At 58.5% G+C, this 20856-nt stretch carries 9 protein-coding genes; 1 reads left to right on the top strand and 8 read right to left on the bottom strand.

The annotated features are described in order from the left end of the window. Window positions 1-21 precede the first annotated feature (21 nt). Together ACVOLL_RS01165 and ACVOLL_RS01160 are read right to left on the bottom strand one after the other, a co-directional pair. Window positions 22-930 carry an OmpA family protein gene (locus ACVOLL_RS01165; RefSeq protein ID WP_481511194.1) on the bottom strand — a complete coding sequence of 303 codons (909 nt, stop codon included), beginning with the start codon at window positions 928-930 and terminating at the stop codon, window positions 22-24. A gap of 316 nt (window positions 931-1246) precedes the next feature. Further along, complete coding sequence (locus tag ACVOLL_RS01160; RefSeq protein WP_481511193.1) at window positions 1247-2848, bottom strand: TolC family protein; 1602 nt, start codon at window positions 2846-2848, stop codon at window positions 1247-1249. Here ACVOLL_RS01160 and ACVOLL_RS01155 point away from each other — a divergent pair. Then, window positions 2847-3032 (top strand): hypothetical protein, encoded by a 186-nt coding sequence (locus tag ACVOLL_RS01155; RefSeq protein WP_481511192.1) that lies wholly within the window; start codon window positions 2847-2849, stop codon window positions 3030-3032. The genes ACVOLL_RS01160 and ACVOLL_RS01155 overlap by 2 nt on opposite strands. Window positions 3033-3780: 748 nt before the next feature. Here ACVOLL_RS01155 and ACVOLL_RS01150 read toward each other — a convergent pair. The 6 genes from ACVOLL_RS01150 to ACVOLL_RS01125 form a co-directional block, all read right to left on the bottom strand. Continuing rightward, a complete protein-coding gene (locus ACVOLL_RS01150; protein ID WP_481511191.1) occupies window positions 3781-8733 on the bottom strand; it encodes an Ig-like domain-containing protein in 4953 nt (1650 codons plus the stop codon). Between the two features lie 682 nt (window positions 8734-9415). Beyond that, a complete protein-coding gene (locus ACVOLL_RS01145; RefSeq protein ID WP_481511190.1) occupies window positions 9416-14467 on the bottom strand; it encodes an Ig-like domain-containing protein in 5052 nt (1683 codons plus the stop codon). 782 nt (window positions 14468-15249) lie between these two features. Continuing rightward, window positions 15250-15447, bottom strand: a complete 198-nt coding sequence (locus tag ACVOLL_RS01140) for a hypothetical protein (RefSeq protein ID WP_481511189.1) — start codon at window positions 15445-15447, stop codon at window positions 15250-15252. A 174-nt stretch (window positions 15448-15621) separates the two neighbouring features. Continuing rightward, a complete protein-coding gene (locus ACVOLL_RS01135) occupies window positions 15622-17109 on the bottom strand; it encodes an Ig-like domain-containing protein (RefSeq protein WP_481511361.1) in 1488 nt (495 codons plus the stop codon). Next, window positions 17024-18508 (bottom strand): Ig-like domain-containing protein, encoded by a 1485-nt coding sequence (locus tag ACVOLL_RS01130; protein WP_481511188.1) that lies wholly within the window; start codon window positions 18506-18508, stop codon window positions 17024-17026. Before ACVOLL_RS01130 ends, ACVOLL_RS01135 begins: the two co-directional genes overlap by 86 nt. A 910-nt stretch (window positions 18509-19418) precedes the next feature. Then, the coding region (locus ACVOLL_RS01125; RefSeq protein WP_481511187.1) for a hypothetical protein at window positions 19419-20856 on the bottom strand (1438 nt) is incomplete at its 5' end.

The following is a 20856-nucleotide window of genomic DNA, read 5'->3' as shown; positions in this document are numbered from 1 at the left end:
CACCGCACCACTCTCTGCGCCTTACTCGCGGCGCGCGTAAACCTGAATGACGACTCGGCGATTGGGCGAATTGCACGCGATCAGGTGCGCACGATCACCGAGGCAATCGTCCACCAGCAGCTCACGCCGCCCCTTGGACTGCACGGTGATCGAACCCACCGACAGACCGCTTTCGATCAGCATCTGACGCACGGTCTGTGCGCGCATCAATCCCAACGTTTCGTTGGCTGCATCGCTGCCGATCGGGTCGGTATGGCCGACCACGTCAATGCGATCAAGCTCGACACCATCCTTCTGCAGCTCACGCACGATACCGGCGACAGCGCGGCGCCCATCTTCACGCACATCGCTGTAGCCAGCCTTGCCAAACGCAAACAGCACGTCGCCCGACAGCGTGTATACCTGCGGTTCCACCGGCGCAATGTGATTGCAGGTTTTGACTGCCGACGCGCGCGACAGCACATGCGCCTGGCGCGGACTGCGTGCCAATGCATGTTCTGCATCGGCACGGGTCACTGCCGTTGGCAACACCGCGCCCGCCTCGCTCACCTTCAGGAAGTACGTCTTGCCGCCTTCCAGGGTGGTGCGCGGCTGCGCCTTTTTGCCTTCATAACCTGGCGCATCATCCAGCACGGCATTCAGGCCGTGGGCGCCGGGGGAGAGACAGAAGACGGTGAAACCACCGGGCAACAGGCTGGTATGGAATTCGTTGTCGATGTAGACGTGCGCGGTATTGGCGATATGACCGGCCGTACCGTCGCGGTAGTAGACCACCTGGCTCTGATTGGCAGCCACGGCGGGCACGGACTGGTAGGGATCGGCGAACGCCGATGCCGGAATTGCAGCGTGGGCACTGGTGTACACAAGCACGGAGGCCGTTGCAGCGACAACTGCCGCAGCTGCACGTTTCATCGTTACGTTCAAAGACATGCCATATTCCTTAAGATCAGTTCTGCGCGTCCGACCGCGTAGAAGACGAGACTCGTGCTTCCCCGGTGACAAGACGTTCCTGGTTGGACTCTCAGGTGAAACCGACCGCCTTGCGGTACACACCGTGGCGTACCGAAGGAGCGCAGCCGGCCACCTCATTGCTACCAGTATGTTTTTCACCGGAGACTCCATACATAGGGAAAGTCTCAAAATACCGGCCATTACAGCTCGCGCACCCAGCGACCACACACAGGTGCCCCGCCAAGAGCGCACTGAGCCCAAACGAATCAATCACACCGAGCGCCCAGCGATGCGGCTACTTGCCCGCGCTCAACCAGCGCACCAGCGTGCCGGAGCTCGCGTATTGCCTGACCACGGCCTGGTAGCCATCGAACCGACTGGAGACCTCGCCAATCTGGTTGTTGTAGTGCTCACTCTCCGAGGACAGCACATCCAACAACGTGCGCCGACCCAGGTGGTACCACTGCTCATAGAACGCAGCCCTGATCTTGTCCGACTCCAACGACAGACCACGATAGAGGTCCGCGCGGTCCGCCAGCGAACGCGCATCCTGGTTGGCAGCGCGGATGCGGTACTCCAGATCCTGTACCTGCTGCTCGGCGCCCATCCAGCCCGCCTGCGCACGCTGCCTTGCCGCCTGTTCCGACGCACGACCAGAACCACCGCGGAATGCGCTCCAGGACAGCGTCAGCCCGGTCTGCCACGCCGACTCACGCCCGTAGATGTCCTCACCGGTATTTTTGCTTACTACCCAGTTGACCTGCGGCCGCAGCGCTGAGCGCACCGCATCGGCCTGCATGTCGGCAGAACGGGCCGAAGCCTTCGCCTGCAGCACCGTAGGATGATGCATTGACTCCGCCAGCAGCCAGCTCAGCTCGGGCAGACGCATGTCCCAGTACTGCGACGCCGGCAAGCTGGGCAGCGCCCGGTCACCCACCATCCGGCGCAGGTTGATTTCGATGTCACGCGTCTTTGACTCCGCCGTGCTGCGCGAGGCTTCCGCCTGCAACAAGCGCGCCCGCGCCTGGGTCAACTCGCTGACACGACCGGAATCGACGGCAACGATGCCTTCAAGCATCTTCACCAGCTCCGCCATGCGATCCACATAGCGCTGACTGGTTTCCACAACGATACGCTGTTTGGCCAGCTCCACCAGGTTGGAGGTCACGTCGTAGGCTGACGATTCCAGCTGCGCCTGCACTGCCGAGTCGGCTGCATTAGCCAGATGGGTGCGGCTCTCGATGGTTTTGCGAACCCGGCCCCAGTCAAACAATGTGGTGGTGATGCCCAGTGTCAGCGACGGGTCGGCAGTGCCTGGTGCTGCGGTAGCACCAAACTCGCGGGAGAGCCCGCGCGCACTGATGTCCAACTGCGGGTAACGCTGACCCTTGGCCTCGGAGATATCAGCTTTCGACGCCGCGTACTGCGCCAGTGCACCGGCCACAGCCGGGCTACGACCAGCAGCAGCATCAACCATGCTCAGGAACATCACACGCAGCTCGGCCTCGGGCACCTCACCCTTTCCAGCAATCCGCGCAGCCGCGATGGTCCCGCCCGGCACAGGCTGCGCGACGCTCAACTGCATGACCGGGGCGGAAGTGATTTCGGTGCGGGCGGGCGCCGCTTCACCGGTGATTTCCGGCATATCAACGCGCGGAACCGGCAGACGCTCGAAGACCAGCACGTCCTCGACGACACTCCCGGCGGCCGGCAATGCCAGGCTTTCGCGGACCGACTGCACCACTGCAGACGGCGCTGCCGAGTTGACAGCAGCCGATTGCTCGATGCCCGGCCGCTGCGAACCTGCAGCGATATCACCAACCGTGCTGCCCGGGGCAACCTGCTGGAACTGCAGTAGCTCGTCTTCGGCCTGTGCCTGGCTGCTGAGTACCGACATGCAGGCCAAGGCGATTACCGAGAAGGTAACCAAAGGACGCCGCTCTGCATTTTTGTTGTGGAACACAAGGCCCCTACCGAAACTGCTCATCCGCAACCTCAAAAGTATTCGCTTCCAGAACGAGGAAGACTGTATTTCGGGCAAAACAAAGGACTCCGCCAGCGACCTGCCGCTGAACCCGTGATCAGGTTCGAAGCAGAACCGCATAGTCCTTCCGTTAACCAAGGCACCCACAGTGATGGCGTTGCCTGGAACAAGCTGCCTTACCCGACGCAGCTTCGATGGGACGCAAGCGTAGAAATACGCGCCCCCCAAGTACATGGGACACGTCCTAAATGCGCACATCGGGCCCACCGAAAAGCCACTCTCAACAAGCTTCAACCACGGGAGTTTCCGCGTGCCCAGGGCCAGATCTGACTTTCACCAAGCTGGAGCTCGGCCCGGCATTCTTGCCATCCACCACTCCTCCTGACGGACGCCCGGGTAAAGCAACAGAGCAAAGCTATCGGGGCGCACTCCAAAAGCGGCACCGGCGCATTAACGAAGGAGACGATACAGCGGCCGCTGCTCGTCACCACCGCGCGTCATCTCGGTACATACTGATGCAGCAGACAGCGAAAAAATACGAGAATCGACTTGTTTCGTTGAACGAAGCACATCCAGCCAAAACCGGAATCAAGCGCATGTGGCTCTCCCATTCCTGGTATCGGACACCGCCATGCCTGTTCTCGCCTGCGAGAGAAAAGCAATGAATTGGCTATTGGCAAAGTCGGAAGCTCCTGCCTGCCAAGCAAACCAGGCCACGAGAAACTTCCAATACTGACGCTGACCGATTGGCAGCATGACCGCTACCTGAAACACGAACGGGACGCCGAAGCGTCCCGTTCCTTGCAGCCTAGAACAGCGACAAACCACGTCGCGGACTTCAGACTTCAGTAGGCGTACAGCGTGTTAGAGGAGTCAAGAAAATCGGCACCAAAATTCTGCGGCGACGATGAGACTGCGCCTAGACTCTGACTTGCTACACCCGGACTCAGCAAGCCAGGCTCCGCGGAAAAGAGCTCTTCTTGCCCGGCAAGCAGAATTGATGATTCAGCAGCGGCATTCATTGATACAAAACCGCCGCTCTTCGCAGAGCCATATGCCCATGGCTCTTTAAACTCGGCTCGATTGACCAAGTTCGGCTGTAGATTGGCTGTCGTCAGCACCTCGATATCTATCCCGGTGTGCTGATACGACCGATAGCTTACCCCTTTGATCGTAACAAGGCCTTTCGCCACCCAATCTCCGACATCACCGTAGCTATCAGAGTATACCCCCACATTTACGCCACCAATCAAATCGTCATGCAGCGAAAACTGGCCGTTATCATTCGGCGAGCTGCGAACCATCATCTGAACTCTACTTTTATCGCCCTTGTAGAAGATGTCAATGCCGCCATTGCGAAGTACATCCGTCACATTCAATGAAAGCACATGAGAGCTATTTATCTCTATGATCTCGATCGACGTGATCCCTACATTCCACGCAGTCACGCCCGCGGTTGCGCCTCGATTTATCATTAAGGTATCAATTCCATCACCACCATGAATCCCACCCTTAGATACTATATTGAAATAGCCACTTGAATTCGCCGCGAGCGTTATGACGTCGTCCCCGGCCGTCCCATAGAATCGCTCAAAGTTCGACTCGATTGTATTCGAGTCACGAGTGTCCACTGAATGCAGCACCTCTTTCCAGACGAGCCCATCCATAGTTACTGTCGACTCATTGGTGACCACCTTGAATGAACCAATATCCACCCGATAATCAGGCGAGACATAGCGAAATACATTTTCGTGGAATGCGCCAGCATCACCGTAGACCGTTCGCTCTTCAATCAAGTTTCCCTTGACGTCAAGCAGCTGCACCTTGACACCCTGCTCACTATCAATACCGCTCAGGCGAAAATCCACTTCGCGCACAGGTTTATCGAACACAAACATGGCGCTCGCTTTCGATTCGCCACTCAAGGTCAAACCCGCATGCGTCGATGCTGATAGCGCTGTTTTTGCGAGTACATCACTGGTTGTTACTTTGAAACCAGTTCCTTGATACGCATTATTTTGCGGGGCCTTCTGCAGGGTGTCGGTGATCTCAGCTGACACGCTGTAACGCGTGACGACCTCGTAAGGCTTCGATACGGTACCGTTGGTTCGATTCGCTCCGATAATCTCTGCCGTCACCAGGAAGTCCTTGCTCGCTCCTTGCCAGTAGGTCTGCTCAGCCGGGACCATGGCCGACGCAAGCCCAAACGCGATATCCGATTTCGTCAAGATGTAGTCGTAGCTTGTCTTGCCCCAGCGGATGTGCAACGTATCTCCAAGCTTCGCCCCGGTTCCTGCCAAATTCACCTCAACCAGCGCCCCCCTCACCGCAGTCTCGTTTGTGTACAAACCTTCTGCACCTTCGATGCGCTCAATGACGGGGGCCCCGGCGACGCGACCCTCCACCGCCTTCGTGTCGGTCAACCCGAACAACAGACCGGTCGATTTGTCGACCACTCGAACCTCAGCTACAAAACTGCCGGACGGCATGTCTTTTTGAATCGCAACCCATGAACCTTCCGAGAAAGCAGCCTTGGTCCAGCTCTTGCCCCCGTCAGTGGAGACCTGGATCTCTTCGTTTGATTTCAAATGAGCAACACCCGAAACCTTTCCGTATACGTAGCGTCCGCCAAAGCCATCCGCCCCCGCCTCCGAGATGGACACACCCGTCAGGTATCGCTCGCCCCATTGCAGGGCTTCGATTCGAGCGGCTCCACCCACACCTCCACCCCTCACCTCCATCGAAGCGATCAAGCTCCCGGCTGGAGCTTCAAACACCTCTCTCGAGAACGCCTTTCCATCAGCGGACGGCGGATACGTCTTTCGGCCAATCTCCATTCCGGCTGCGTCGAAGTAGAGCACCACGGTGCTAACTCTATAGTTAGTCTGATGAAAGGTAACCTTGCCACTCTCTGAAGGCAGTTGAATTTTCATCGAATCGGTGTTGAACACAGCAAGACAATTATCTTGATCCTCGGGCCTTGCGCTGGTTGAGGTCCTAATTCTCCCATAGCTCTCAACACCGAAATTCCCCGTCAGTATTACCCCGGTCGGAAGGACGGTACCGTAGGTGTGCGATGCGCTTGCATGCCAGGCGTTCAACGTATTGAAGTTCTCCATCGTCCCACCGCCGCCACCCGGCTCGACGATCCGCACGCCAAAAACAGCCGAGGACTCACCGAGGTTGCCCATCTTGTCCACCGACGTAGCAATCAGGTTGTGCAAGCCCATGCTCAACGGCGTCGTCGGCATGAAGGACCAGTCGCCCGACGCATCTGCCTGCGCACGGCCTATCTCAACACCGTTGTCCTTGAGGATGACCGTACTGTTCGGGTTTGCCTTGCCATTGATCAGCGGCAAGTTGTCGTCGGTGGCCGCACCACTTCCGAGCAGTCCCTTCGACGGCCCCACGTCGTCATAGATCGACACAATGCTAGGCGCCACCGGCGGCACGAAGCTCACATCAAACTCAAACGGCTGTGACGGCACGCTCGGATTACCTGCAGCGTCCAAGGCCACCACCGTAATGCGGTGTGCACCGACATTCAGTGGCGCCCCCGGCGTAAAGGTCCAATCGCCTTCCGCGTTGGCCAGCACGCGACCGATCTCGATACCGTGGTCACGCACGATCACGGTGCTGTTGGCCTCGGCCTTGCCACTGATGGCCGGCTCAGCGTCATCGGTGGTTGCACCGCTCTGCAGCGGACCCTGGATCGGCCCAACGTCATCCACCACACTGACAATAGTCGGGGCTTCAGGCGCCTCGATATCGATGGTGATCGCGTACGAGTCGGTCGACGCCGTGGCGTTGCCGGCCGCATCAATCGCAATGATGGTGAAGTCATGCGCCCCGCCCATCAACGGCGTTGACGGGGCATACGTCCAATTGCCATTGGCGTCGGCTACGGCACTACCCAGCACAACGCCGTTGTCCAGAATGCGTACCGTACTGCCCTTCTCCGCCTTGCCGGACAACGTCGGCATGGTGTCATCGGTTGACTGGCCCTTCTCGATCACGCCTTGAATGACCCCGACATCGTCCAGCACCTGCTCGATCGTCGGCACGTTTGGCGCAGTCAGGTCCACCTCCAAGGTGAACAGCTTGCTCGGCGCACTCTCACCCTTGGCCACCAGGGTCACCGTGGCATGGAAGCTGTGCGCACCTTCGCTCAATACCGGCGTCGTGAATTGCCAGGTGCCATCGACACCAGCCGTCACTTCACCCAGCAGCGTACTGCCTTCATAGATCCTGACGATGCCGCCGGCCGTAGCCGTGCCAAACAAGGTTGGCGTGCTGTCGTCGGTGGAGCCACCGCTGAAGACCTCGCCGGTCACGCTGCCTGCGTCATCGTCGGCGTAGTAGATGTTGATCTTCTCCGGCCGCGTATCGACGATGAACTCATTGACCGTCGTCTGCTGACTGCTATTGCCGGCACGGTCCATCGTCGAATAGCTCAGCATATGGAAACCGTCAGCCAGCGGCGTGTCCGGCGTGAAGCTCCACTTGCCATCGGCGCCGACGGTGGTGCTGCCGATCTCCCTGCCCTTGTCGTAGACAACTATCTTGGCGTGCGCTTCCGCCGTACCGGTGATGGTTGGTCGGCTGTCATCGGTGATGGTCTGGTCGGTAATGGCACCGGTGATACGGCCTTCGTCATCCCAAATGCCGATGATCTTCGGAATAGCCGGCGCGACCTTGTCGACCGTGATGATGTACTGCTCGGATTGCTCGCTGACTTCCCCGTCCGGATACTCATGGACGATGGTGATCGCGTGCTTGCCGGTGGTAAACGGCGTGGTCGCCGTATACGACCAATCGCCATTGGCGTCCGCGAATACATAGTTCAGCAGGTAATTGTTGCGGTAGACATGCACCTTTACGCCTGGCTCAGCCTTGCCGGTGATGGTCGGGTAGCCGTCATCGGTATAGCCACCATTTGCGATGACGCCGGTGATGGCACCATGGTCGTCGAGGACGGCATCGATGACCGGCACATCATCGACAGAGTAGCTTGCGATTGCAGCGCGGACACCATCGGTGCCGTCTGCCTTGCTGGCCTCGACAGCAACCTCGGAAGCCAGCACGGCACCCGAATCATGCACATCGGCGCTGAGCACCACATCACTCGCCGCCGGCGCCGGCACGCTCGAGGTGGTGACGGTGTTCTGGTCAGGCAACGCAAAGGTAGTGGCGGCGGGCGCCGCCTGCGACTTGCCGCCACCAGCCCTGCCACCACCACTCAACGCCATGCCACCTGCGACCACCGCCGCACTGGTCGCCAGGCTGGACAGCAGCGACGAGCCGCCCTCGGAGAACCGAAAGTCACTTGCAGAAGCTGCAGGCTGGGCGCTTGCCAACATCAACGACGACAGCTCGCCATCATCCAGCGCGGAGGCCTCCACAGCACCATGCGCGGTGATGGCGAGATAGTCCTGATACTGCCCGTCAGCGCCCTGCGAAACCAGCTGGCCAGCTGACGTGTAGAAGTCTTCAATGATCAGCGCATCCTGCTCGGCATCGCCCTGGCTGATAAGCAGATTTTTGCCTACACGTTTTGCCGTCACACTGACTGCAGCATCACCGCCCAGCACATAGCGCGCACCTTCCACCGCCTTGATGCGCGAAATCCCCTGCTTGGCCGTGCCAAGCCACTGGGCCCCAACAACGGAGCCGCCACTTACCACCGATACGATCACTGCCATTACCTGAATACCTTGCGCTGTGGGATGAAACGAACACGGCTTCGCTGTCGCGGGCATAACACGACATTGCGGCGTTCGGAATATCAGATGATCCATCTCATAACCTCACCTCGACGATTCGATGCGAGCGTTAAGCGGGGAATTCAGGGGGAAGACCATCCGTGGCGCCCTTGACGTGGGCAGCAGCCATCGAATGGAACCAACCCAAGTCGAATCCTGCCTACAGGGGCGACAACAAGCACCGCAGCCTTTCTGAGACATCAATCTGACCAAAGAAGCAATCAGTCTAATGATGAGGCAGAGGTAAGATCATCTGTCAGCGAGAGTATGTTTTTGCGAAAGGCGGCAGGACATCGGACGCGTCCTAGACTTGAGAAAACAAGAGGAATCCTATTGCGCTCACCGTTTCACCAGTGAAACCGAAGACCTCGGAGTCACATAATCGGGATATCCGCGGAAGATGCGCCGGCTCGATCTGAACCTTGCTTCGCCACGACATCGCCCCTCGCCAACGAAGTGCCGCTTGATTGAAATCATCCAGCACTGAATCATCAAAGAGAAGCACTGCCGATTGCTGGTCCACAGATCTACAAGCAGCTGAATACAGAAAGAAGGCAGCGGCGTGAGCACGCCGCTGCCTTCTTTCGTCAATAGCCCGAACGCTGAAATCCGCAGAATCCAGAAAACAGGAGGAGAAGCATGTTTCGCTTCCATCTACATGCGAGCAACTCAAGAACGGTAGCAGGCAGCGACGCCAAAGCGCCACTGCCTGCTTCTATCAGTAAGCCTGAAGACAGAACTCGTTCAGATGCTGCAGCTCGGAGGAGAAGTAACTCGCCGAGACAAAACTGTCGGACTGCACTGCCGACGCAGATGCGTCTCGCCCAAACAGCATCTCTTCAGGCTGCGACAAAAGTTCCGCCTCCGCACCAAGCGCTGGCATGGTGGAGAGAACAGCCGCCCCAACCACAGTCGAGTTGGTGACCACAACGATCACCCCCTGCTGCACCAACAGCTCTGCACCCAACGAGGAATGCTGGTAGGAGTCATATGTCACTCCTTCAACCAAGAAGGCGGTCTTCTTTACCCAGTCCCCATGATCCACACCTGTGATCAGAAGATCACTCAGGTTCACCCTGTCGCCAGCATTACCCTTGACCATCATCTGCACTCGGCTATGGTCGCCAGCATGGAACAGGTCCACACCCCCATTGCGGAGCACATCGGACAGGTTGAGCGTCAGCGTGTTATTGCCGGTACCGGTGAGGTCGACCACCTCCATCGAGCTGATCTTGCTGCCGGCCGCCGTCATGTCCAACTGGTGGCCGCCCCCCAACAACTTCAGGGTATCGACACCCCCACCGCCGTGAATGGCTGCCGTCGCCTGACCGAAATAGGTCTGCGCATACTGCGAGATCGAAACTACATCATCGCTCGCCGAGCCGTAGAACGTCTCTGCAAGGACGTCGATCAGGTTCGGATCGCGCTTGTCCTGCGTGTGCGTTACCACGTATTGACTGAAAGCATCCAGGGTGACGTTCTGGCTCATCGCGGTGACAGTGAACGAGCCGATGTCCTTCGTACCCGTTTTTGCCCAGTTGAAGCTGGCCAGGTGGCGTGCCGAAGTATCGCCAAACACCGTCTGCTGGTGCAGCAGAACGCCATCCACGTCGAACACGCGGATCTGTGCACCCAGAGCATTCTCCGCACCGCTCAGGCGTAGCGATATCTGATCCACCGGCTTGCTCAACGTAAACGTTGCGTTTGCCTGCAAGCTGTCACTCAAGCTCAGGCCCGACAGACTGCTGGTGGTGGCAGCCGTCTTGGCCATCGCACCCGTCGTTGTCACCGTGAACCCCGCGCCGGTATAGACATCGTCTACCGGTGCGAGCTGCAGGGTGTCGCTTGCCAGCGCCCTCGCATAGGTACCAACAACGCCATAAGGCGCAGACAACGCGCCGATGGCACCGTCCTGACCGATGATCTGTGCAGTCACAGAGAAATCGTAGTTGTAGCTGGTTGTTGAGTAGGTGACGCTTGCCGGCACATTGAGGGTGACCGCGCCATTGGCAATATTGACCGGCGTAAGCACCTGATCGTAGGTGCTGGTACCCCATTGGATGTGCACCTTGTCGCCCACCTTGGCGCCTGTTCCAGCGAGCGACACCGTCATCTCGGAACCATCCTGCGCGAGCGCCGCGGTGTAGATGCTCCCGGCCTCCGGAATGCTGAGGATGGTCGGCGCAGCCACTGCATCGACTAGCGTTACTTCCTGTGAGAGCACCTTGGTGCCGTGAGTGACCCCGTCAGTAACACGCACCTGCACCGTCCAGCTGCTCGAGTGCGCCGACATGTCGATGAAGCTCCAGTTCTTGCCGTGCGTCACCGCGTCCTGCCAGGTCCTGCCTTCATCGACCGAGACCTGAATCTTCAGGCCCGCTGCCAGTTGCTGTGACAGCAGGCCGGATATCTCTCGCCCGGTGCTGCCATCGGCGGTCACAAAGTCGCCTTGGGTGCCGGTGTCCTTGCCGATTCTCGATATGGTCAGCAGCCGCTGCGCGTTGGCCGGTTCCAGCACAATGTGCAGGTTCGATGATTGCGATGCCCCGCTGCCATCCAATGCCAGGTAGCCGAAGACATCCTCCTTTGCCTGCTCACCGTGATATAGCTGTACCGCCTTTGACTTGTAGGTGTAGTCCCCTGCCTGATTGCCGTCAGACGAATACATGTAAACCCGCAGGGTCCCACTCTCGGTGGTGATGGTCAGCAAGCCCGTTGCCGCCGCATATGCTCCCTTCGCATTGCCGTCAACGTTCGCCATCACCAGCGTATTGTTGGGCGCGATACGGAACGTTCCGCCTTCAAAGGTGATCTGGGTGAGATACTCGTTGCCGTCCGGCCTCAGCTTGACATCGTTCACCAGCAGGTTGCCACCAACACTGTCACCGACCACGGCTGACAGCAGAATCTCCGGCATCATCTCCGCCGACGGCATGTCGATGGCCTTCTTGTCCGTGGCAAGCCAGTGGAACGAATAGTCATAGGAATGCGGAAAAGGAACGAAGGAGATCGGCGTTGACTCGATGGGAGTTGCCAGCGCTGCGGTACCCGTTGGGTTGAGCAGCATCGCCTGCCACTTGTCAGCGACGGTCTGCGACAGGCCGTTCTGCGCATCACCAAGGATGAATACCTGACTTGGGCCATTGCCGACCTGATGATCGGCCTTGATACTGTTCATGGCCGCGGTAATCGCCGTTTCATAAATTGGCGCGCCACTGCCATTCAAAGCATTCACCGCGGCCATGTAGTTCACATAACCCGCATCTGCAACGCTGCTGAACACAAATTTCACCGGATTGGTGTTGGTCATGGTCAGCATCGTCAACGTGATGGGCTCGCCGCCGGCTGCGCTCAGGTACTCCGTCGCCAGCTGCTGCAAGGCGCTCTTCACCGAGGTTATTGCCACCCCCTGCATGCTGCCAGAGGTGTCAACAACCACCGTAGCATTGATCTTCCCTGACGCGGATGCGCTTAGATGCCGGGGATGGTCGTCACCGTTCTGCGCAACGCTGAAATCAAAGTGCTCCGATGGCGGGCTAAGCTTGCCTGCAATGCCAAGCGACTCCGCGGTTAGCTTGTGCAAACCGTCCGCCAATCTAGTCTGTGGAGTGAATGTCCACGCGCCTTCTGCGTCAACCTGCACGCGACCAATCTCGATACCATGATCCTTGATGATCACCGTGCTACCGACCACCGCCGTACCGCTGATTTCGGGTCGATCGTCGTCCGTCTCCTCGCCCATGGCAACGAGCCCGGTTCTGCTGCCAACATCATCATGGATGCTGACGATAGTGGGCCTATCCAGAGGCGCTGCGTTGACGACGAGCTCAAAAACGTCTGACCTATCACTAACGTTGCCCGCGGCATCCACGGCAGTCACGCTGAGCGCGTGCTCGCCATCGGCCAGCGGCGCATCGGGCGTGTAGGTCCATTCGCCGCTTGCATCGGCAACCACGCTGCCAAGCAGCGCACTGCCACTATAGATCCGCACCGTGCTGCCAGCCTCGGCCTTGCCGACCAGGGTTGGCCGGTTATCGTCGGTGACGGAACCTTCGGTCACCGCCCCCTGCACGATGCCTACGTCGTCCAGAACCTGCTCGATGAGCGGCTTCTGCGGTGCGGTCAGATCGATGGTCAGGTTGAACAGCTCGCTCGCTGCACTTTCGCCCTTGGCGACCAGGGTTACGGTCGCGTGCAGGCCATGTGGCCCTTCGCTTAGTGCGATGCTCGGCGTGAACTGCCAGGTTCCGTCAACATCAGCAACCACTTCGCCAAGCAAGGTGCTTCCTTCGAATATCCTGACGGTTCCGCCGGCCGTCGCCGTACCGAACAGGGTTGGCATGCTGTCATCGGTCACCCCGCCGCTGAAGACCTCACCTATCACGTTGCCCGCATCATCATCGGCATAGTAGATATTGATCTTCTCTGCGCGCGTATCCACCACAAACTCTGTCGCGGCAGTTTGCTGACTACTGTTGCCAGCACGGTCCATCGCTGAGTAGCTGAGTATATGCATACCATCGGCCAGCGGCGGATCGGGGGTGTAGCTCCACTTCCCGTCGGCACCGACCGTGGTAGTGCCGATTTCCTTGCCCCTGTCGTAGACGGTCACCTTGGCGTGCGCTTCTGCCGTACCGTGAATGGTTGGACGGCTGTCATCAGTGATGGTCTGGTCGGTAATCGCGCCGGTGATACGACCTTCGTCATCAACAATGCCGATGATCTGCGGAACAGCGGGGGCCACTTTGTCGATCGTGATCGTGTACGGCGCGGACTGCTCACTGATCTCCTTGTCCGGATACTCGTGAACAATGGTGATCGCATGCATACCGGTGGTGAATGGAGTGGTCGGCGTGTATGACCACTCACCATTGGCGTCCGCGTACACATAGTTCAGCAAGTAACCATTGCGATAGACGTGAACTTTAACGCCAGGCTCAGCCTTACCCATGATGGTCGGATAGCCGTCGTCGGTGTAACCGCCATTTTCAATGACACCCTGGATTGCTCCGTGGTCATCCACCACCTTTTCAATGACTGGAATATCATCGACAGCGAACGCTGCAGCGATAACCGCTGCGTCACCCAAACCAGCGGAATTGGCCTCTGACTCTGACCCTGGGCTTGATACCGCTATTGCACCACCTGCAGCGTTGGAAACAACTGCGTCCAACAGAACCCCATCTGTACTGCCAATGGTCGAAGGCGAATCAACCCCTTCGACCTGGATTTCTGGCACCAAGCTACTTGCGCTCGCCGCCCCGGATGCGCCACCACCATCTGCGCTCCGCAGACTCGTCGCACTGCCGACCGCTTCGCCGGCGTTCGCCAGCGAACCTCCAGGCAGCGCAGATCCGTCCTGGACTGCACGAAATCCGTCGCCCAGATAAGCGCTCTGTGCTGCAGCCAACTGCAGCAAAGATGAAGCTCCATCACTCATCTGCGCTGCATTGGTCGCCCCACTATCGGAGACGGCAATGTAGTCCTGGTAGCTTCCATCAGCGTTGACTGCAACCAAGCGCCCGTCGCTTCCGTAGAACCCCTCGATGATCAGCACGTCACGCCCGGCTCCGTCCGAGTTCTGGCTGATAACCAGGCTATTCCCGATTCGCTTGGCACCTATATCGGCAGTTGCCGCGCCAGCATCCGTATTGGTCAGGACATAGCGCGCACCCGCGATGGCCGCGACGGTTGTTTCGCCAGCGCTCCGTCCGATGTCGAACTTGAGGGTCCGACCGGCGAAAGCTTCACTTATCACAGATGTAATCATTTTCGTTTCCTTTCCACATAGCTGTATTGACTGAGCAGCAGCTGCCCTCCCCCGCGCAATTCCGCGCAGGAGTGGAGCGTTTGCTAACGACGCGTGCTGATCGCCGACATGAGGTGCAGGCACTCCCATAAGACGTAGGCAGAGGAAAGAAAATTTCTTCCGCTGCTTTCCATCTGCACTCGCATATCACAGAGATGCCGCACCAACAGATGCTCCAGATTGCGCAATCGCATCGCACGCAAGAGGGCGAATATTTCAACAATGAACCAATGCCGCAGAGAGCAGCATGGCAAACAAGACTTTCGCCCTCTTACAAATCAGTCTGGGCTGAAATTTCCGACGGATACACAAGACTCATCCTAAAAATATGTAGGTGTGACCCGGTTTCTTGAAGATTGGTTTCAAGGGTGATACCAACTGCAGGCGCCGCGCTCATCGGCTTGCCGGATTCCCCAAACTTCCGGCAAGGCAAAAACGAAAACGGGACGCCGAAGCGTCCCGTTGGTTTCACATTCACAGCAGCGACCACCTTGGCACCTACCCTCGACCATCGCCTGTTACAGCCATCGCAGGCATTCGGCACCGCATGAGGCCTTCTGTAGTAACGATATCTTCCAGGGCGAATGGACCAGACCCGAGATCAATGGGTCGAGTAACCGAGGCCCGGCACTCGGGCGGACGACTTCCGGAGGCGCCCCTTAAAGTGAACCGTCGCGCGACTTCAATGCGCGAGGCTCTTCAACAGAGATAAGCGCCACCCAACCGAGCGACTCAGTCTGCGCCTATGCGACGCGGAACTTCCTAGTACGCAGCGCATCCTCGCCCGGCAGCTCCGACGCTCCTGCGTGCTGGGTGCTTACACTGCTGGACACAGCATTCACTGAGGTCGTTCCAGCACCGCTCCAGTCCTCGGCTTCAGCCAGCAAGTTCATATCGCCATCAGCATCACTGACCAGCGCCTGTACCTTGTCGTCCGCCAACTACCTGTCACGTGCATCATTGGCCAGCAGATCGGCAACGCGCAGAGAGAGCACGTTGTCGCTCGCGCCCTGGTCAGCTTCTCCGGGCCATGCAGCCGACCCAGCGGAGTAGCACATCATTTCGAACCGATTCCGGAGAGCCTCAACAAGGCTCCCCGGAGCACAGCACATCGATCAACCCATCAACTGGTGATCGTACGACTGAGCTGACTGCAATGGGTATGCAGCCATCCATTCGCTCTCGGCCCCGCCATTGGCGGTGCTGACTACCCAACTGTCCTGCAGCTCGTCGGCGGCATCGTTCTCGACATCCAGCTCCAGCAACGCTGCGCGCGTCCTGTGCACGGAATCACAAGGCTGAGGAATAACCTCAGCGCTCCCATCAACCAGAAGATCCTGCAGGGTCAGCGCGGCATCCACCTCGACACTCTTGTCGAGCGAGCGCCCGTTCAACGCCACAATCACAGTCCACGGCGCAGACTCCTTGCTCCAGTTGCCGGCAGGATCGAGTGCGTAGAACGTGAAGACGTTCTCGCCCAAATCAAGCACCTTGGTCTGGAACGTCCAGTTGCCATCGTCATCAACCGGGGTGTCGCCAACCTCTTCGCCGTTGTTGAAGACCCGGATCAAGGAGCCCGCCTCTGCGTTGCCATTGAAGGTCGGGGTACGGTCATCGGTTACCTGCCCGTTGGAAAGGCTGCCCTGCCAGGAGCCACTGTCATCTTCGACATTGACGATGAGGGGGCGATCCGGCGCTAGCGTATCAATCTCCACACGGAAGGAATTGCTGCTGGGGCTCTCGGCACCGCCTGCGCTGATTGCCACCGCCGTGAAGACGTAATGACCATCCTTCAACGCCGTTTCCGGGGTGAAGCTCCAGCGGCCATTCTCATTCACCACAGTGCGCCCAAGCGCGACGCCATCATTGCGGACCTCGATGGTCTCCCCTGCCTTACCGGTACCGCCGAGCTCCGGTTTTGTATCGTCGGAAACACTGCCGTTCATGACCAGGCCTTGGTGCTGGCCAACATTGTCGGTGAGATTGCTGATCCTCGGCGTCGTTGGCAGTACCGAATCCACAACAATTGCAAAGCTGTCGGACGGCTGGCTGATATTGCCGGCAGCATCAACTGCCTCAGCCGTGAACTCGTGCCCACCAGCGGCCAACGCAGCACTCGGCTCGAATGTCCACTTGCCATCACTACCCGCCACTACACTGCCGATCGCCTGGCCCTTGTCCTTGATGATCACGGTGCTGCCCGCCTCTGCCCTACCACTGATGGTAGGCATGGTGTCGTCGGTCTTTTCACCTTGGGCCAAAGCACCGGTCTTGGCGCCTTGATCGTCAAGCACGGTGTCGATCGACGGCGCGGCAGGCGGGGTCGTGTCAATGACGATGGCAAACCCGTCCGACGGCGCGCTGACATTGCCCGCCTTGTCCTCGGCAGTCACGGTGAACTCATGCTCGCCACTGAGCAACGGCGGGTTCGGGGTGAAGCTCCAGTTACCACCGGCATCGGCCACTACGCTGCCCAACAGACCGCCCTTGTCGAGAATATGCACCGTGCTGCCGGCCTCAGCCTTGCCTGACAAGGTTGGCGTAGTATCGTCCGTGCTCTGACCCTGGCTCAGGGCACCTTGCGGGTCGCCCACGTCGTCCATGATCTTGTCGATGGACGGCTTGTCCGGCGCAGTCAGGTCGATGCGGAAATCGAATGGCGCGCTGGCGACGCTCTCGCCATTGGCAACCGTGGTCACCGTTGCGGTCAAGCTGTGTTGGCCTTCGCTCACCCGCATCGCCCTTGCCGGTCAGCGTGGGCTGGTTGTCATCGGTGACACCGCCATTCTCGACCGGGCCGGTAATCGGGCCCTGATTATCGATCACGCCACCCACATCCGGCTTGGCCGGCGCGGTGGTGTCAACAAGCACAACGTGCTTGTCCGACGGCTTGGAGCTGTTGCCAGCCGGGTCGGTGACCACAACCTCGAACGCATGCTCACCTTCGCCAAGCGGCTTGTTCGGGGTGAAGCTCCAGTTGCCATCCTTGCCAACCTGCACTTCTCCAATCACCTTGCCATTGTCGAAGATGGTGACGGTATCGCCGGCATCACCCTTGCCCGACAGGGTCGGCTGGGTGTCGTCAGTGTGCCCACCATTGGCGATAGGACCAGTAACCGGGCCCTGATCATCGATGACGCTGTCGATACCCGGCTTGGCCGGCGCCGTGGTGTCGATGATGATCACGATCCCTTCGGACGGGTCCGACTTGTTACCGGACGGGTCCTCGACCACGATCTCCAACGTATGCTCACCCTCGCCCAAATCCTCCTTCGGGGTGAACGTCCAGTTGCCACCGCCATCAACGATGGTTTCGCCAATAACCTTGCCGTTGTCAATGATGATGACCTTGTCACCGGGTTCCTGGCCGGAGCCGCCCAGGGTCGGGCGGTTATCGTCAATCACATCGCCCGGCGTGACGACGCCCTTGGTCGGACCCTTGTCATCAATGATCGAACCAATGCCCTTGTTCTCCGGCGCAGTGGTGTCCTTTGGCTTGTCGTCGCCGCCCTTGTTGTGCTGGACGATGGCGCCACCAGCCAAGGCACCAATGCCAGCCAGCGCCCACGGCAGCATCACAGCACCGCCGGCAGCCAGCAGACCTTCGCCGAAGCCTGCCAGCTGCGGATAGCCCAGCGCCAGCGGCGAGGACATGCCGTCCATCAGGAATGCAGCGGCGCTGTCACTGTCGCCATCAGCCGCAATGTACTCGTGGTACTGGCCATCTTCACCCTGCCCGATCAACTGACCGCCAGAACCAAAGAACTCTTCGATGATCAGCTCCGGGCTATCCGGATCGGAACCTTCAAGTGCCACGTGCAGGTTCTTGCCCACGCGCTTGACGGTGATGTTCTCTGGACCAACACCACTTCCGTTCTCGGCGAGCATGTATTGCCCACCCTTGACCGCCTTGACGCGGACAGACTTGCCACCTTTGGCATCAGCCAGCGGCTTGTTCAGAACAATGGTTTTATCGCTGATTACGGAAATGCTGACGTTCATTGCTGAAGCACCTGAATGATCATGAATTGATTGGTGGAGCCGCTACTTCAGGCGCCACAGAAATTGGACCGACCTTCCAAGGTCGGTTTCACAAGTGGGCGCAGTATCCCTATCGCCACACGCGCCATACATAGGACGAGTCTCAAACAGCCCGGCACTTTTGCGTAATCGACCTAGGCCGAACGCCGCACACGCGTGCGCGAGGCCATATTCATCGGCGCACGCATCGAAAGGCGCTATCAAGGCGCCGGCAACTACATGATGCAAAACCGGAAGAGAGGGCCGGTAAATAGAAGAAACCGCCGCCCGCCTGGACGACCCAGGCAGCACGCGCCCTCAGTCCGATCGGGGCACCAGATCGCCGACGGCTCCTGTCGTATCAGCGCCCGCCGGACGCCTTGGAAGCACTGACTTGTGCAGAAAAATGCGCGTATGGAGTTCCGGCCCTTTGCGGACATCGGCAGAGATAGCGCGCGCAGCCCACCCTTTCGCTAGGGCAGTTGTGCGGGAGGCGGACGCTGTCGAAGGATGAAGCCCGACTGCTACAAGGCGAGTCATGCAGATCAGTTTCAACTGGGACGATGATATTTCCTTCATCTGCCAGCAAACATGGGTTTAGTCCTAAAAATGGTAGCCAGATCATTGGAGCTGCCACGTCGCCGTTGAACAGCACAAGGACCGGCCAGGCGGGATCTACCCATCTACACAGCCCTGCCCAACAATTGACCACAGACTCGGCACAGTTCACTCAGCCCTGAACCTGCTGCGCGTGCTGCAAGACACCTTGACTCTGAGTATCCAACGCCAGGCTCGCTGCCACTGACCCCAACCAACAAAAAAAACGGGACGCCGAAGCGTCCCGTTGGTTTCACACAGGTTTGGTGACAGGAGAACCCGCCGCCGTCAGTAATCAGTACGCCGCGTACAACACATGATTCTGATCGAGGAGCTCACTCCCCAAACCATGGAACGACTGGGTGGTACCACCAGCGGCTGGACCCGCAGCAACAGCTGACTCCAACAAGCCAAGCTCGGAAGTAAACAGGGCAGGCTCTACAGACTGAAGGATCGATGCTTCCCCATGCACATCAGCCTCCTCCGACAGCGGACCCGACCGAAGACTCTTGACGCCAACTTCCAGGAACTCCGGACGGCTTTTGATCCCGGTGGTCACGCTCCCTTGCTGCGTCAGGACTTCAACAGCCAAGGTCGAATGCTGATAAGACTCGTACATCACACCGTCAATAGCTACTGCATTCTTCTTCACCCAATGTCCAAGATCACCCCCAACGTATCCTTGGTTATAAGATACATTCAAACCACCAACCAGGTAATCGTACAAATAGACGGTCGCTGATCCACCCTTCGATTTAACCATCATCTGCACCCGACTCACATCCCCTGTATAGAAGATGTCCGTACCGCCATTACGCAACACGTCGGACAAATTCAGGGATATGCCGCTCGACACTGAAGAAGCCACCTCAATTATTTCCATTGAGCTCATGTTGCTGTCCAACTGAAGCCCTCCATCTGCTGCTCCGGCAAGCACCAGCGTATCGATACCACCACCACCGTGTATACCAGCAGTTGCCCCCATGAAATAGGTGTATGCGCCAACCGACAGCCTCACCACATCATCAGCCGATGTACCAAAGAAACTCTCGGTGTTCGACTCGATAATATAGGGGTCGCGTACATCGGCCGTATGTATGACGTCCTTCCTGGAAAATCCATCCAACGTAATACTCTCTTCATTCGAGATTATCTTGAATGACCCGATATCAACCCGCTCATCAGCCGGCATGTAGCTGAAAACATTGGCGTGGAATGCAGTCTTGTCGCCATAGATCGTCTGTTCCTCGATCAAATTTCCCTTCACATCGAACAGCTGGATCTTTACGCCTTGCTCACTGTCAATTCCACTGAGACGCAAACTGATCTCGCGCGCGGGCTTTGCCAAAGTGAACAGCGCGCTCGCTTGTGACGAGGCATCACTCAAGGTCATACCAGCATGCGTTGAGGTTGTCGCCGCCGTTTTGGCAATCACGCCATCAGTCGTCAGCTTGAATCCCGTGCCTTGGTAGGCATTGTTCAACGGATCCTTGTACAGCGTGTCGCTGACCGCTGCAGACACCGTATAGGTGACCACCACATCGTAGGGCTTCGACAAAGCGCCGATGGTGCCGTTCTTTCCAATAATCTGTGCATCCACGGAAAAGTCCTTGGTTACACCCTGGACCGGCCAGCCTTTCGTAGACATCCGGTTGCCATAATTCATGGCAATGACCGAGGTGTTTATGGGCAACAGCAAGCAGTACACGGATGAGTTCCGTGCCGAAGCGGTG

This window comes from Stenotrophomonas sp. STEN035, assembly GCF_056759935.1.
Note: the sequence above shows the minus strand (reverse complement) of the source record. Positions and strands in the feature narration are given on the sequence as shown.